This window comes from Cystobacter fuscus (genome assembly GCF_002305875.1).
Lineage (GTDB): Bacteria > Myxococcota > Myxococcia > Myxococcales > Myxococcaceae > Cystobacter > Cystobacter fuscus_A.
The window spans coordinates 3,631,215-3,647,233 of record NZ_CP022098.1 but is presented as its reverse complement, the minus strand read 5'-3'; the positions used below and the strand labels follow the sequence as shown (position 1 = coordinate 3,647,233).

The following is a 16,019-nucleotide window of genomic DNA, read 5'->3' as shown; positions in this document are numbered from 1 at the left end:
AAGCCTTAACACCCCGAGTGAGTGGGTGCCGTAGGGATGAACGGAAAGCGTTCGTTACCTCGCTCACTGGGACTCCAGGGCCTCGAGCGACCGGCGGCGGGCCACCTCGAATTCGTCGCCCGGATTCCAGCGCGGAGGCTCCCGGGTACGGGCGACATGGGCCCCCAGCAGGAAGAACAAGCGCACGTCCTCCAGCGCGCCGGACAGGTCCCATTCCGGGCCCACCTCGTCCGAGGGCTGATGATAGTGCCTGGCCTCCCACTTCTCCCGGCGCTCCCGCCCCCAGCCCGCCGGGCGGCCGATGAAGTCCAGACCACTGCTGAAATAGGCGGCGGGGATTCCCAGCTTCGCGAAGTTGAACTGATCCGAGCGGTAGAAGAAACCCCGGTCCGGCAACTGGTCCGGCTTCACCACCCTGCCCTGCTCCCGCACCAGCGCGATGAGGGGCTTGTCCAGCGAGGACTTGCCCAGGCCGATGACCGTCACGTCCCGGGTGCGCCCATGGATGTTGAGCCCGTCGATGTTGAGGTTGGCCGCCACGCGCCCGGGCGGCACCGGCAGGTGCTCGGCGAGATAGCGCGAGCCCAACAGGCCCTGCTCCTCGGCGGCCACCGCGGCGAAGAGGATGGAGCGCGCGGGACGCTTGGGCAGCGAGGTGAAGGCCCGCGCCACCTCCAGCATCGCCGCCACGCCGGAGGCGTTGTCCACCGCTCCGTTGTAGATGGCGTCCTCGCCCGGCTTCGCGTCCTGCTTGATGCCCAGGTGATCATGGTGCGCCGTGTAGAGCACCACCTCCTTGGACAGCACCGGATCGCTCCCGGGCAGCATGCCCAGCACGTTCGCCGTGGGACGGCGGTGCACCTGGTTCGCGAAGCGCGTGGACACCTTCACTCCCAGTGGCACGGGCTGGAAGTCGCGCTTCTGGGCCGCCGCGCGCAGCGCGTCCAGGTCCTTGCCCGCCAGGCGCAGCACCCGGCGCGTGGCCTCTTCCGTCGTCCAGCCCTTCATCCGCAGGCGTGGGATGTCTCCCGATGGGAGCTCGAACTGCTCGCCCGACCAGGAGGTGCGCACCACCTGCCAGGGGTAGCCCGCGCTCGGCGTCGTGTGCAGGAGGATCGCCCCCGCCGCGCCCACCTTCGCCGCCTGCTCGTACTTGTAGTCCCACCGGCCGTACCGCAGCCGCGCCCTTCCCCCGAAGAGCGAGGGGTCATCCTCGGGATCGTTGTTCAGGATGAGCAGCGTCTTGCCCCGCACGTCCACGCCCTTGAAGTCATCCCAGTCGAACTCCGGCGCCTGGATGCCGTAGCCCACGAAGACCAGCTCCGAGTCCTTCAGCTCGATCTGCTCGGACTGCTGCCCGGAGTGGGCGATGAAGTCCTCGCCGAACTGGAGCCGCAGCGTCTCCGAGGGGCCGGTGAAGGCCATCGTCTCGGGATGTCCCGTCATGCCCACCAGCTCGAAGGGCTGGAGGTAGCCCTGCCCTGCGGACACGGGCTCGAGCCCGAGCAACTGGAACTGCGTCGCGATGTAGAGCTGGGCCAGGGCATCGCCTCGAGTGCCCGGCCCCCGGCCCTCGAGCAGATCCGAGGCCAGGAAGTCGATATGGGCGCGCAGCCGGGAATCCTCCAGGGACCGGGCCGCGGCCTTCTCCGCGGGGGGCGTGGACTGGGCCCAGGACGCGGAGGCGAGGAGCACCAGGGGGGCGAGGAGCAACGGCAATCGCTTCATACCCGAAGCCCTACCATGACCGGCGGCGGAGCACGCGTTCCTCGTGCGCTCCGAAGTGGGCAACCACCAGGGGCGCACGCCTGCTCAGGTCACCCAGCTCCCGCGCGATTCGAGCACCCAGCGCCCCTTGTCGCGACGAGCCAGGAAGGACCCCCCACGCCACCGCTCGTTCCAGACGAGGAGCGCCCGATCGCCCGCGAGGTTCACGTGGATCTCGATGTCCAGCGGAAAGAACATGCCGAAGCGTTCCCGGGCACGTTGAAGCTCCGCGTCGCTGAACGTCACGGTCGTGCCCGGAGCGTGGACGCCTCGGAGTTCCGACCGGTCCAGCGACAGGAAGGAGAGATCCTCGAGCGAGGTGGGCGCCTGGAACTGGGGCAGCCGGAGGGGTTCCGCCTGCTCCTCCTTCGTGGGCACTCCGGTCACCAGGCCCCGTGGGACATCCTTCTTCCCGGCCAGCTCGAAGAGCAGCGCGGACACGATCTCGGCCCGCACATCCGCTGGCGCCGCCGACGAGACCGCGGGCACCTGCGGCAGCATGTCATTGCCATCGGGCGCGCCATCTCCGTCCGTATCGGCGGCCTTCGCGTCGAGTAACAATCGGTCCTCCACGAGGTCCGTGAGTCCATCACCATCGGTGTCCTGGCGAAGCGCGGCGAGCGGCGCCTCCAGCATCCGGTTCTTCACCTCGCGCTTCACCTCGAGATCGATGGGCGGGAAGGTGACGGACTTCTCGTCGAGCTGTCGCACCGAGGCGGCGAGGCGCAACACCTGCCCCTCCAGCAGGGGCACGGGCGACGCCTTCTCCAGCTCGTACGGCTGGTACTGCCGCAGACCGGTGTAGAGCGGCGCCTCCCAGTGCTGGCCTCCGTCCTCCGACAGCAACACCCAGTACCCTCCACCCGACAACTCGCCCACCGGATCCAACCGCTGCGACAGCGCCACCCCGATGACCTTCTGGTTCGAGCGCTCGGCCCGCACGAGCCGGAAGCCATCCGGCAACTTCAGTGTCTTCATGGGCTTCCAGGCGGTCTTCCCGCGCGCCTTCGGGAGCTCCTTCTCGCTGAAGACCTGGAGGGTGGGAGTGGCCAGGTGGGCCGAGATGCGCGCGGCCATCGGGTCCGGTGCGACCGTGCCTCGCGACTCGGGGGGCGGCGGGAGCTGGGCGAGTTCCTTCTCGATCCGGGCCCGCTCTTCCTGGAGCGCCGCCTCCATCTCCGCCCGCGCGGCGGTGAGGAAGCTCAAGCGGTCAGCCGGGAGGAGCAACAGCTCCTTGACCATGGAACGGTCATCGATTCGCCCTCTCCAGTGCAACTCATTACGCGCATGCTCCGGGAAGCGAGAAGCCAGCGCTCGCGCGCAGAGAATGGCGCCCGCCGTCCCGAACGCGTCATCCACGCGCAGCAGGAGCAGCTCGAAGGAATCAGCCCCGGGCTTCCACGCGAAGAGAAAGTCAGCCAGCTCGCGATGGAGCTTCGCGCGCTCCGCGAGCCCTTCGTCGTCATTCTCCTCGGGAGCCACCCCCGGCCGAGCCCTCACCGCCTCGTGCCAGAGGCGCGCCTCGGCTTCCCGGCCCGAGGCCAACAACGTCACGGCGATGCTCAGGCCCAGGTCGTCCCGCGCCAGCCGCTGTTCCGCCGACAGGGCTCCCCCGTCCTTCGCGAGCAGCGCCTGACGGGCGTCGGCCGGAAATGCATCCAGCACCTTCAATGCCAGTGCTGACTGTGACTGCTCGAGGAGGTTGCTGACCAGGCGCTCCGCGAGTTCCCGAGGGAAGGCGGCTTGCTTGCTCGCGGTGAGCGCGCGCCAGGCCGCGAGGTAGAACTGAGTCGCCCTCTCGTCATGCGAGTCCAGTCCGAAGATGTCCAGGGCCTGGGGCAGCGTCTCGGGCTCGCGGCTCACCGCGTACGCGGCGAGCTCGGAGGACCAGATGTGATGTTCGAGCCGGGCCAATCGGAGCGCCAGCTCCGCTGGATCGGGCGCCGTGTCGAGTGCCTCGGCCACGGCTCGCGCATACCCGGGAACGTTGAGGAACTCAGACACATTGTCGATCAGGGAGGCAACGAGCGCGGGATGCCCCGGCGCCTCGTGCAATGCCGCCCGATGGGCCTCCAGCGCGCGGAGGGCCTGCTCCTCGGACAGCGACTCCCACGACTCACCCGGTGGAACGAGCCAGAGCCGCGCGGCCAGGAAGTGCCGGGCGGCCTCGGGTGTCAGGGCATAGGCCTTCTGGAGACGAGCCGCGGCGGCCCCGAGCGTCCTGGCGCCCTTTCCCAGGATGACGTCGTTCGGACCCGGCAGCTCCAGGTGGCTCCACCCCTTGGAATCGGACGCATCCTCCCCCTGCGCCGCGAGATGGCGGAGCAATGACGTGAGTTCCGCCTCCCGCGCCGCCTGACCCCGTGGAGCCGCCCCCGTGAAGACAATCGTGGCCACCAGGAGCACGAACACACGCCCCAGCCACGGGTCCATCCATCTCATTCGAGCCCCCTCGGAATCCGACATCTTCCTCTCACCGGCACGTGGGATCCAACAACTCCGGCCGGTATTCGAAGTGCATCGTGTCGTAGTGATACCAGCGCCCGCCCCAGATGAAGCCCTCGGCCTCGAAGGCGTCCACGAGTGCCTGGGGAATCTGATTGGCCCAGCGCACCGGCTCCTTCGGCTTCGCCCATTCCCAGTAGTGCGAGCGCTTCACGTTCACGTCGATCGACACGCCATAGGAGTGCGCGCTCTGTCGTTGGGTATGGGCAATCTTCCGCCACACGAAGGTGCCGCCCAGACCGCGCAGGTACGGCCGCAGCGACGGCTCCCGCTTCAACACCGCGTCGAGCCGCTTCGCCACGCGCGTGAAGGCCGGCGCCACCGCGCGGTGCACCTTCAACTGCTGCCCCAGGAAGTCGATGCCCACCACGTCCACCTTCGCCTCGGAGTCTCCGTAGGCCGCGTGGAAGAGCGGCTCGAAGCGGATGCGTCCGGGGTCCTCGTTCTCGCGCGTCACCGGATGGATGGAGCCGGGGACATAGGGAATGGAGAACGTGTCCTCCAGATCGGGGGACTCCAGCTTCTCCTCGAAGGACTTCGTCTTCCCGTCATCCCAGGGGTACGTGGCCGCGCCGAGCTTGAGGTGCCACACCCCCTCCACCTTCACCGGCTCCACCGGGTACCACTTCGCCAGACAGGCCAGGGCGCGCGGAGGGGAGTCAGTCGCGGGGGCGACGGGAACGGAAGGCTCCGCCCCGGCAAGGTCTCCCACCATGAGCGAAGACACGAGGAGCCAGAGACTGTTCGAGCGCGAATGCACTGGCCTAGCCTGGCACACCTACGCGGCAGCGGACCCATGCCAACGGGTCTCCCGACGACCTGTCAGCGCCCGCGCGCGCTCTCATGACAAACCGGCGCACTGGGAGGGCGAGCGGAGAGGCGTGCCCCTCGGGAGAGAGCATTGGTCCCGGACTTGCTCTGGAGGTCCCACATGAACCTCCTGCTCCGCCGTGCCTTTCCCGCCCTCTGCCTGCTGTGCGTGGCCTGCGCGTGCCTGATGCTCGCCTCCGCGCTGAACTCCCTCGTGGACACCTGGCTGCAAGCCCCGCCCCCCGACCCGGACGCGGTGGTCCGCAAGGCTTCTCCACGCCGGGAAGAGCTGCCCACACCCCTGGCCCTCGTACCACTGCGTCGCTACCTCGGACTTCCGGAGAAGCTGCGCCAGAAGGTCATCCCCTCCGACCCGGAGGCCGTGGCCACGCGCACGGATATGCGGCTGCTGGGCACGATGCGCGGCGCCTCTCCCCTCCACACCTTCGCCTCCGTGCTCGAGTCTCCCACCCAGCGCACGCGCTCGTTGTGGCTCGGCGGGGAGTGGCAGGGAGCACGGGTGGTCGCCATCGATCGCACCCGGGTCCTGCTGTCACGCGACGGACGGCTCGAGGCCATCGAGTCCCGGTCGGCCATCGCCCTCGACGCCCCGGCCGCTCCCGCCCTCCTGGCGCCACCCTCGTCCATCCGGCAGGTGAGTCCCGGCGGCTACGAGATTTCCCGACAGGAAGTGGCCGACACCCTCGCCAACCTCAACCAGGTCGCCATGCAGGCCCGGGTGGTCCCCACCTTCCAGGATGGCGTGGCCAAGGGCTTCAAGCTCTTCTCCGTCCGCTCGGATTCCCTCTTCACACGGCTCGGGCTGCGCAATGGGGACGTCCTGCGGCGCATCAATGGCCTGTCGCTGACCAGCATGGAGCAAGCGCTCGAGGCCTTCACGCGCCTGCGCGACGCCCCCCACATCGATCTCGAGTTGGAGCGGGACGGACAGGTACAGCACCTGACCTACACGGTCCGGGGCTGACGGGGGTGGACCAGACCGCCCACCCCCCGAGAGGACTCACGCCGGCTTCAGGTCCACGCGCGGGTAGGTGCCGAGCAGGCGCATGGACTGGGTATAGGGCTGGAGATCGCGCAGCACCGCCTCCAGGGGAGCGGAGGCGGCATGGCCCTCCAGGTCCAGGAAGAAGCGGTAGGCCCAGGGCGAGCCCGGCAGGGGGCGCGACTCCAGCTTGGCCAGGTTCACCCCGCGCTCGGCGAGCACCAACAGGGCCTTGCTGAGCGTGCCAGGCTTGTTCTCCAGCACCATCACCAGGGATGTCTTGCAAGGCACCTCCGCGGGAAGGGGCGTCGCCTCGCGCGCCACCTCGACGAAGCGGGTGAAGTCCCCCTTGTTGCCCTGCAGGTCGCGCTCCAGGACCACCAACCCGAAGCGCTGCGCCGCCGAGTCGCTCGCGATCGCCGCGACGCCCGGATCATTGGACTCGCGCACCCGCTGCGCCGCGACGCCCGTGTCCAGCTCCGGCAGCACACGCACATGGGGCAGCCGCTCACGCAGGAAGGACTCGCATTGAACGAGCGCCTGGGGATGAGAGCGCACGGAGTGCAACGCCTCGAGCTTCGCGCCGGGCAGGCCCAGCAGCCGATGGTGCACCCCATCCACCAGCTCCGCGATGAGCGTGACGCCTTCCTCCGCGAGCGCGTCGTAGGTGTCGTACATGGCCCCCGCGGTGGTGTTCTCGATGGGCAACAGGGCCAGATCCACCTCACCCTGGCGCAGCGCATCCACCGCCTGGCGGGGCGTGTCGAAGCCGGACAGGAGCACGCCTCCGGAGCGGCCCGCGTAGCGCTTGTGCGCCATCTGGTGGCTGTAGGAGCCCTCGATGCCGGGGTAGGCCACGCGCAGGGGGATGGTGTCCAACCCCGTCACCCACGCGTGTTGCCGGGCGACGGACATCTCCATGATGAAGCGGTAGAGCCGCTCCACCTCATGCGGATCCAACTTGCGCGCCATCGCCGCGGTCCGGATGCGCTGCAGGAGCAGATCCTCGCGCCGTTGATCCCGGATGGGCGACGCGGTGGCGAGCTTGGACCGGGCGATCTCCTCGGCCAGATCCATGCGGCGGCGCAGGGCGTCGAGGAGCTCCTCGTCCACCTGCTCGATGGCGACACGCAGTTGCTGCAGATCCACGACATCGGACATGGCGACCTACACTCCGTGACTGGGGTACGAACCGAGCACCCGGACCGAACAACCCAGCGATTCTATCTCGGTGAGGGCGGCGGACAGGGGCTCGGCGGACAGGGCGGCATCGACATCGATGAAGAAGAAGTAGTTGCCCAGGCGCTTGCGGGTGGGCCGGGACTCGATCCGCACGAGGTTGACCTGCTGGCGGGCGAACACGGACAACACCTGATGGAGCGCCCCGGGGAAGTCCGCGGGCAGGGTGATGAGCAGGCTCGTCTTCGGGCGTCCCGGCCGCGCGAGCGACAAGGGCCGGGGACCCACGAGCACGAAGCGCGTGGCGTTGTCGGGGTGGTCCTCGATGTGCGCCGCCAGGATGTCCAACCCATACAGGGTCGCGGACGCGGCGCTGCCGATGGCGGCGAGCCCCTGCTCCGACGCGCGCTCGCGCACCTGGCGCGCGCCCTCCGCCGTGGAGCTCACCGGCACCACCTGGGCGTGGGGCAGCCGGGTGCGCAGGAACTCGCGGCACTGCCCGAGCGCCACCGGATGCGAGAGCACCTCGCGCACGAGCGCCAGCCGGGCCTGCGAATCCCCCTCCCCCACCCGGCCATGGCCGATGAGGTTCATGGTGATGGGGTACACCCACTCGGCCTGGATGGGCAGATCCACCTCGTGCACGAGCCAGTCCAGGTGCTGGCTGACCGAGCCCTCCAGGGTGTTCTCGATGGGGATGACACCGAGGTCGGCCCGGCCCGACACGACCGCCTGGAAGACCTCGGCGATGAGCGTGCAGGGAAGCAGTTGGTGGGGCACCGCCCCGAGGAAGTGGCGGGCGGACTCCTCGGAGAACGTCCCGGGCCCGAGCAGGGAGATCCGCGTCATGTCGAACGTTCCTCGTCGGTGGAAGCCGGCCGCGCGTCGGCGAGCCGGGGCAGGCGGACCGTGAACAGGGTGCCCTCGTCGGCCGTGGAGTGAACCTCCACGCTGCCCCCGTGCGCCAGGACGATCTGCCGCACGATGTACAACCCCAGGCCGATGCTCCGGTCGGAGTGCCCGGGCCGTGTGCCACCGCGCGTGAGGGGCTCGAAGAGGTGCGGCAAGAGGTCCGGGGGGATGGGCTCGCCCTGGTTGTGCACCCGCATGAGCACCTGCGCCTCCGTCCCCTCCGTCTCGACACGCACCGGGGTGCCCTCCAGGCCGTGGCGCAGGGCGTTGCCGAGGATGTTGGAGAGCACCTGCGCGATGCGATCCGCGTCCCAGCGCCCCTGAGCATCGCCCGTGCGGAACAGCAGCAGCTCGCGCCCGGGGTGGGCCGTGCGGGCCTCCTCCACCACCTGGGCCGCCAGCTCGTGGAGGTCCAGCGGCGCGGGGCTCACGGGGATGCCACCGCCCAGACGCGCCTGGGTGAAGTCGAGCAGATCCCGGATCATCCGGTGGGCGCGCTCCGCCGAGGACACGATGCGCGAGGCCGTCCTGGCCTGCCAGGGCTGGGTGTCCTGGTGGCGCAAGAGCAGCGTGCCGGCCATGAGGATGGCGCTCAAGGGGTTGCGCAGGTCATGGCTGACGATGCCCATGAGCTGCTGCTCGAACTCGGCCCGGCGGTGGGCCTCCTGGAGCAGCCGCTGCCGCTCCTCCTCGGTGCGCTTGCGCTCGGAGATGTCCTGCATGGCGCCCACCATGCGCACGGGCCTTCCGTCGGACTCCCGGACGATGTAGCCGCGATCCAGCACATGGCGCCAGACGCCGTCCGCGCACAGGAACCGGTATTCCGCCATCCAGTGCTCCACGCTCGAGCCGATGGCGCCTCGGAGGCCCTGGACCACCTGCTCGCGCTCCTCGGGGTGGACGCGCTCGGCCCACCGGTCGGGATGGGAGCCGAGCTGCTCCGGGGTGTAGCCGAACACCTGCTGGAGCGTGTCGTTCCAGTGCAGGAAGTCCGTCTCCAGATCCCAATCCCAGATGGTATCGAAGGTCGCCCGGATGGCCAGCGAGTAGCGCTCCTCGGACTTGCGCAGGGCCTCCTCGGCGCGCTTGCGCCGCAGCTCCCCTTCCGCCTCGCGCAGGGCCCGCGACACACACGGCACGAGCCGATCCAACCGGTCCTTGAGGACGTAGTCCGTCGCCCCGCGCTTGAGCAGCTCGATGGCCCGCTCCTCGCCCAGCGCGCCGGAGACGAAGACGAAGGGCGTGTCCGGACAGGCGCTCCGGGCGGCGCTCAGCGCGGCCAGACCATCGAAGCCCGGGACGTTGTAGTCGGAGAGGATGAGATCGAAGGGGCACCCCTCGAGTGCCCGGGTGAACCCCGCCTGGTTGTCCACGCGCACCAGCCGCACGTCGAGTCCCGCCTCCTCGAAGCGCGCGGAGATGAGCTGCGCATCCAGCACGCTGTCCTCCAGCAGGAGGAGCGACAGGGGCCTGGAGGGGGGAGCATCCACCAGGAAGGTTCTCTCGAGTTCGCTCACGGCGGAGTCCGTCTTATCAGGAAGCGGCCCGGGGCAGGGTGAAGTGGAAGGTGGCCCCCTGATCCACGGCGCCTTCCGCCCAGGTACGGCCCCCATGCCGGGAGATGATGCGCCGCACGTTGGCCAATCCGATCCCCGTTCCCTCGAATTGTTCGACGGTGTGCAAGCGCTGGAAGACACCGAAGAGCTTGTCCGCGTAGCGCATGTCGAAGCCGACCCCATTGTCGCGCACCCACACCTCCACCTCGCCCTGCTCCTGACGGGCCCCCACCTCGATGAGGGCATGCTCCCGGGGCCGGGTGTACTTCAGGGCATTGGCCAGGAGGTTGCGCAGCACCTGGCGCACGAGCACCGGATCGGCCTTGACCGCGGGCAGCTCCCCTATCCGCCACTCCAGGCTCCGTCCCTTGATGTCGGGCTCGAGGCCACGGAGCACCTCGCGCACCAGCTCCTCCAGGTTCACGCGAGACTGGCGCAGCGCCGCGCGGCCCATCCGGGAGAACTCGAGCAGATCATCGATGAGCGTGCCGCCATCGTGCGCGGCGATGGTGATGGTCTTGAGGTGCCCTCGCGACACCTCGTCCAGCACGGGGCCCGCGCGCCGCTCCAGGAGCTGGGCGAAGCCGATGATGTGGCGCAGCGGGGCGCGCAGATCATGCGAGACCGAGTAGCTGAAGGACTCCAGCTCCTGGTTGACGGCCTCGAGTTGAGCGGTGCGCTCGCGCACCCGGTCCTCCAGGTCGACGGCGAGGGTGATCAACCGCTGCTCGCTGTGGCGGAGCTGTTCGGCGAGCGCCTCGATCTCCCGCCGGGAGAGGACCTGATCGGTGACCGCGAAGGCCACGGCGATGATGCCCTCCACCCGGCCCTCCCCGTCGCGCAGGGGCTGGAGGGCGAGGTTGAAGATGCCTTCACGCAGGAAGCTCTCCGGCGAGCGCCGCCAGCGCAGCACCACCTCCTTGCGCAGCACGGCTTCCCCCTGGTGGTACACACGCTCCAGGGTCTCGAAGAGGTCCTGTCCCTCCAGCTCGGGCATCGCCTCGCGAATGGGGCGGCCCTCCAGGGTCCGCACGCCCACGGCACGTGAGAAGGTGAGATTGGCCATCTCGAAGCGCAAGTCCGGGCCCCGCAGGACCGCCAGGGGCTCGGGCATCTGCATCAGCGCCGCGAACAGGTTGCGGCGCTGGGCGCGGGCAAGCTCGTACAGGCGGATCTTCTCCACGGCGAGGCTCGCCATCTGGGCGAGCTGCATGACGATGGCCTCGTCCTCGGCGGTGAAGTCGCCCCGCTCCTTGTCGGACAACTGGAGCAGGCCGAGGTGGGCGCCATCGCGGCCCACCAGGGGCACGGCGAGCCAGCCGCGCGGGGAGGGAAACGGAGGATGAGCCCGCAGCTCCTCCCGGGTCAGACGCAGGGGCTGGTTCGAGTCACGGACCCGGGCGGCCAGACCGGCCTCCTCGCTCCAGGACTCGTCGCCGCGCCGGGCCAGGGAAGAATCCGCGAGCGACAAGGCGGTGATGGACTCCACGCCCTCGTGGCCGTCCGTCAGGCTGACCGTGCACCGCTGGGCCCCCCCGAGCACCCGCGCCCGCTCGGCGATGAGCGACAGCGCCGGCATGATGCCCTCCACGGCGTTGATGGCCAGCGCCGCCTCGGTCAACCCCCGGAGCTGCTCGGCCCGCCGACGAGCCTCGTCCAGCAACCGGCCACGCTCGCGCTCCACGTGCTTGCGCTCGGAGATGTCCTGCACCGTGCCCGTGAAGCGCACCGCGCGGCCCTGCTCGAAGTGCACCCGGCCCGTGGCGCGCATCCACCACTCCGCGTCCTCCCGCCGCTCGGCATGGCGGTACTCGACGTCGTATTGGCCGCCGCCCGTGGGGTCCATGGCTCGCCGCAGCGCCGCCAACACCCGCTCGCGATCCTCGGGGTGCACCTTCGTGAAGAACAACTCGAGGTCGGGCTGGGTCTCCGGTGGCACTCCGACCAGCGCCTTGCAGCGTGCGTCCCAGCTCAGCTCCCGGGTGAGGGGGTTGAGATCCCAGGTGCCCAGTTCCGTGGACTCCACCGCCAGCCGCAACCGTTCCTCGCTCTCGCGCAGCGCCTCCGTGCGCGAGTGCAACTCCCCGGCGAGGAGCTCCGAGTGGTGCCGCGCCCGGACGTGGCCGGTCACCTCCACGGAGATGGAGATGACGCCCGTGATGTGCCCGGTCGGATCTCGGGCGGCCTGATAGATGAAATCGAAGTAGGCCTCCTCCGGCGCGCCCCCTTCTCCCCGGTTGAGGGTGACGGGAAACTCATGGCCGAAGAAGGGCTCGCCCGTCTCCAGCACGCGCCGCAGGCCCTCCAGGAGCCCGGGCTGGGCCTCGAGCTCGGGGAGCAGCGTGAGCAGCGGTTGGCCGAGCTCCACGGAGCGGCCCATGACCTTCTCGTAGAAGGCATTGGCGAACTCGAGGATGAAGTCGGGGCCGCGGGTGATCGCGACGGCCACCGGGGCCTGGAGCAGCAGCGCGTGCAACCGGCCGCTCTGTTCGGCCTCCCACTGCCTGCGCTCGAGGACGCGCTGGGCCTCCTGCTGACGGCGGACCTGCTCGCGCGCGAGCTGGAGTTCCACGAAGGTGGCCACCTTGGCGCGCAGCACCTGGGGAACGAGGGGCTTGCTGAGGTAGTCCACCGCGCCGTGGGCGTAGCCCTCCAGCAGCTCCGGCACCGCGATGTCCGCCGCCGTCATGAGCAGGATGGGCGTGCGCCGGTTGCGCTCGCGCTCGCGCAGCATCTCCATGACCTCGAGACCGCTCATGTCCCCCAGGCGCACGTCCAGGAGGATGACGGCGAAGTCCTCCTCGAGCACGCACCGGAGCGCTTCGCGTCCGGAATCCGCCATCACCAGCCGCTGGCCGAGCGGCGCGAGGACGGCTTCCAGGGTGGAGAGGTTGGAGGGATCATCATCAACGAGCAGGACACTGGTCGTGCGTGTCTCCAAGGAGCCTCCCGGGGAAACGGCGGGAGCTCGGGCCCGCGAGCGACGGACATACAACATCCCCTCCCCCGGCGCGAAAGACTCCGACCCTGGACGGAGCGCTCGCCGTCATTCCAATGGATGGGATATTCGTCCGCCCGACAATTCCATGCGCGTGAGCGCGCCGTCCCCTGGCCCCATGAACCTTCGTGACACCCCTGGCTCACCCGCTGACGCCCTGCTCCTCGCCACCCGGCGCTACGTGGGCGCGTATCCCTCGGCCGCGCTGTGCGTGGGCATCACGCACCGGGGCGAGCACCACGTGCGGATGCAGCGCGGCCAGGGTGAGCCCCCCGCCGCGGAGTCCCTGTACGCCCTGGGGGCGCTCACCCAGGTCTTCACCGGCACCCTCCTGGCACTGTTGGTGGACCGGGGCGAGGCGAGGCTCGACACGCCGCTGCAGGAGTTGATACCCCGCTCGCTCCTGCCGGACGCGGCCGCCGGCCGCATCACGCTCGAGCAACTGGCGACGCATACCTCGGGCATGCCGTACGAGCCGCCGAACCTGTGGACGGGCACGTGGAACCCGGCCGACCCCTACGGCCACTACAACGCGACGCTCTTCGGGGACTTCCTGCGCGGCTACCACCCTGCGCGTCCGCCGCCACGAAGGTACGCCGAGTCCCTCATCGGCATGGGAGTGCTCGGCCATGCGCTCTCGCGCCGATTGAAGCTCAACTACGCACACGCGGTGCGCGACTGGCTGTGCACGCCGCTGAAGCTGGGGGACACCACTGCCCGTCCCTCCGAGACGCAGGAGCCGCGCGTGCTTCGCGGCCACACCGCCCGGGGCGAGCCGGTGCCCGCCTGGACCTGGCCGGCACTGCCCGGTGCGGGAGCGCTCTACTCGACGGTGCCCGACCTGCTGCGCTTCCTCGACGCGAATCTGGGGCATTGGCAGGTCGGGCTCACCCATGCCGCGCGGCTGGCGCACACCCCGCGCGTGAAGGCCTGGGGCAAGCGGGTGGGGCTCGGATGGAACGTGTCACGGGTGCGGGGCAGGCCCGTCGTGTGGCGCTCCTCGGCGATGGGCGGCTACTCGGGCTTCCTGGGCTTCTCGGTGGAGACGGACACCGGAGTCGTCGTGCTGTCGGACCATGCGCCCTCTGCCTTCGCCTCGCTGCTGCGGCGCGTGCCCGTCGAAGCGCCCGGGTTCGCGCTCCTCACCCATCACTGACTCGCAGCCGCATGTGCTTGTCGGGTATCAGGAGATTCAGCTTCCGGCAGAGCTTCTCGAGCTCCTCGACTCGAATGTTGCGGACATCCACCGTCTTCTCCCTCCCGCCCGACTTGAAGGTAAACGTCTGCTGCAAGCCGTCGTCGACGCTGGAATTGACATACGACTCCTTCAGTTGCCCCATGGGCAGACGTTCGAGATAGCTCGCCCACTCCCTGACTTCGGCCTTCGTCAGCGACTTCGAGAGGACTTCCTTCCGGGGACTCCCAAGGTCGTCCCACAAGACGACCACGAGCTTCGATTTGTCGAGGTAGTAATCGAAGCCGAACCCTTCCGCCCCGTAGAAGTCGCTGATCTTCACCACGAAGGGATAGCTCTGTCTGGCGTTGGGATACGACTTCTGGTCGACGGCCGCTGAAGGCATGGCGAAGAACAGAGCGGCAAGAGCGAGGATGACGGTCTTCATTTCGAAACACGTTCCTTCTCGGAAGGGCACATCCGACCCATCCCACAGCAGCAGCGAATGGAACGGATTGTCAACAGCGAGAACACTCCGGGTGGATCGCCGTCAAGAGAGCGCCCGAAGCGACTCAGGATGCGGCGCGCACCAGCAACCTTTCGCGGGCAGAACCGACAATCCTCCTAGAACCGTAAAATTGGAGAGTCGCCTTGAAGATTGGTGCAAGAACCGTCGGACTCACGCTCGCTTCTGGCCTCGCCGCCATGTCCGTCCTGGGCTGGGGCGCGAGTGCGGCCGCGGAGCCGCTGACGGGTGTGTACCGGGGTGAGGTCTACTCGAATCCCGACGTCATCAACGCCTATTCAACCTGGCTCGGCCACGAGGTCACCATGGGCCAGGGCCATCAGGCGAAGGACACCTGGGGAAACATCGAGAACCCCTCCTGGCAGCTCAGCTCTTGGAGCACGTGGGTGAACGCGAAGCCGGGCCGGCGCCTGAACTACTCGGTCGCCATGTTCCCGAGTGGGCAGGGCTCGCTGGCGCAGTGCGCGCAGGGCGCCTACGACTACCGGTTCAAGACGCTGGCGAACAACCTGGTCTCCTACGAGCTCCAGAACACCATCATCCGTCTGGGCTGGGAGTTCAGCGGCAATTGGATGCCGTGGTACTCCGGCAATGGACAGCAGGCCCACTTCGCCGCCTGCTTCCGCAAGATCGTGACGGCCATGCGCGCCGCCCAGCCGTCCGCCGGCTTCAAGTTCGACTGGAATCCCAACTACGACATCTCGTCCAGCGATCTGGCCGCCACCTACCCGGGGGATGCGTATGTGGATTACATCGGGTTCGACCTGTATGACCAGGGCTGGAACGGGGCCTATCCGGTTCCCGCGGGCTGCACGGGCTCGTGCGCGCAGAGCCGCTGGCAGTCGGTCTGGAACGCGCAGTTCGCTCCGGCGCTGAGCAAGTTCCGCACCTTCGCGCAAGCGCATGGCAAGCCGTTGTCCGTTCCCGAGTGGGGCGTGAACGACGCGGCCACCCATGGCGGCGGGGACAACACCTACTACGTCGGGCAGATGCTCGCGTTCATCTTCAACCCGGCGAACAACGTCGGCTACCACTCGTACTTCGACTACCAGGCGTCGGACGGCCATCACCAGCTCTCCGACGTGGACAGCCGGAGCGGCCATGGCTTCCAGACCGAGTTCCCCAACTCGGCCGCGCTGTTCAAGAGCTACTACGTGCAAACGCCCACCGAGCCGGAGCCGACCGAGGCCATCTCGACCACCCAGGCGACGGTGAGCCCCACGACCGTCACGCGGGGAACCAGCTTCCAGGTCTCCGGCTCGGTCACCTCGTCCACGGCCAGGAGCCTGGTGGTGAAGTACGAGATCCGCAATGCCGCCACGACGGCGCTGGTGTCGGAGAAGAGCTATACGGCCCAGGCCTTCACCGCCGGGCAGACGCGCTCGTACACCACGGCGTTCACGATTCCGACGTCGCTCGCGGCGGGGACCTACCGGGTCGACACGTTGGTCTTCCTGCCCGACTGGTCGAAGACCCTCCTCTACCGCAACGACACCCCCTTCACCGCGAAGTAGGCGGAGGAGCCAGGGCGTCCGCCGCCACGGAGTCCCGAGCGGACTCCGGGCGGCGATGCCGCTCATGAGAAAGGC

At 68.9% G+C, this 16,019-nt stretch carries 11 protein-coding genes; 3 read left to right on the top strand and 8 right to left on the bottom strand.

Features of this window, described 5'->3' with window-relative positions; all coding sequences use genetic code 11:
* Positions 1-63 precede the first annotated feature (63 nt).
* The 3 genes from CYFUS_RS15025 to CYFUS_RS15015 form a co-directional block, all read right to left on the bottom strand.
* A complete protein-coding gene (locus CYFUS_RS15025; RefSeq protein WP_095985856.1) occupies positions 64-1,728 on the bottom strand; it encodes a M20/M25/M40 family metallo-hydrolase in 1,665 nt (554 codons plus the stop codon).
* Positions 1,729-1,812: 84 nt separating this feature from the next.
* Positions 1,813-4,200: a hypothetical protein gene (locus tag CYFUS_RS15020; RefSeq protein ID WP_095985855.1), complete on the bottom strand. Its 2,388-nt coding sequence runs from the start codon at positions 4,198-4,200 to the stop codon at positions 1,813-1,815.
* 40 nt (positions 4,201-4,240) lie between these two features.
* Positions 4,241-4,987, bottom strand: coding sequence for a M15 family metallopeptidase (locus tag CYFUS_RS15015; protein ID WP_232537564.1), 747 nt, complete (start codon positions 4,985-4,987; stop codon positions 4,241-4,243).
* A gap of 216 nt (positions 4,988-5,203) precedes the next feature.
* Between CYFUS_RS15015 and gspC the strand changes: the two genes are divergently transcribed.
* Positions 5,204-6,067, top strand: a complete 864-nt coding sequence (gene gspC / locus CYFUS_RS15010) for a type II secretion system protein GspC (RefSeq protein WP_095985853.1) — start codon at positions 5,204-5,206, stop codon at positions 6,065-6,067.
* A gap of 36 nt (positions 6,068-6,103) precedes the next feature.
* Here the strand turns inward: gspC and CYFUS_RS15005 are convergent, their stop codons facing one another.
* From CYFUS_RS15005 to CYFUS_RS14990, 4 genes are read right to left on the bottom strand one after another with little or no spacing between them, the layout of a single operon-like run.
* Entirely contained in the window at positions 6,104-7,246 is a 1,143-nt protein-coding gene (locus CYFUS_RS15005) for a bifunctional chorismate mutase/prephenate dehydratase (protein ID WP_095985852.1), read from the bottom strand.
* A gap of 6 nt (positions 7,247-7,252) precedes the next feature.
* Positions 7,253-8,113 carry a prephenate dehydratase gene (gene pheA / locus CYFUS_RS15000; RefSeq protein ID WP_095985851.1) on the bottom strand — a complete coding sequence of 287 codons (861 nt, stop codon included), beginning with the start codon at positions 8,111-8,113 and terminating at the stop codon, positions 7,253-7,255.
* Positions 8,110-9,693: a sensor histidine kinase gene (locus CYFUS_RS14995; RefSeq protein ID WP_095985850.1), complete on the bottom strand. Its 1,584-nt coding sequence runs from the start codon at positions 9,691-9,693 to the stop codon at positions 8,110-8,112. Before CYFUS_RS14995 ends, pheA begins: the two co-directional genes overlap by 4 nt.
* A 16-nt stretch (positions 9,694-9,709) precedes the next feature.
* A complete protein-coding gene (locus CYFUS_RS14990; protein WP_198316583.1) occupies positions 9,710-12,673 on the bottom strand; it encodes an ATP-binding protein in 2,964 nt (987 codons plus the stop codon).
* Positions 12,674-12,848: 175 nt separating this feature from the next.
* Here CYFUS_RS14990 and CYFUS_RS14985 point away from each other — a divergent pair, with 175 nt between their 5' ends.
* Positions 12,849-13,886, top strand: a complete 1,038-nt coding sequence (locus CYFUS_RS14985; RefSeq protein WP_232537563.1) for a serine hydrolase domain-containing protein — start codon at positions 12,849-12,851, stop codon at positions 13,884-13,886.
* On the opposite strand, the gene CYFUS_RS14980 is transcribed toward CYFUS_RS14985, so the two are convergent.
* The gene (locus tag CYFUS_RS14980) at positions 13,873-14,352 is read right to left on the bottom strand and encodes a hypothetical protein (RefSeq protein WP_095985847.1); all 480 of its coding nucleotides are present in this window, start codon (positions 14,350-14,352) and stop codon (positions 13,873-13,875) included. The two genes, CYFUS_RS14985 and CYFUS_RS14980, sit on opposite strands and share 14 nt — an antisense overlap.
* A 203-nt stretch (positions 14,353-14,555) precedes the next feature.
* On the opposite strand from CYFUS_RS14980, the gene CYFUS_RS14975 reads away from it, so the two are divergent.
* Positions 14,556-15,944 (top strand): glycosyl hydrolase, encoded by a 1,389-nt coding sequence (locus CYFUS_RS14975; protein ID WP_095985846.1) that lies wholly within the window; start codon positions 14,556-14,558, stop codon positions 15,942-15,944.
* Positions 15,945-16,019: the final 75 nt, after the last annotated feature.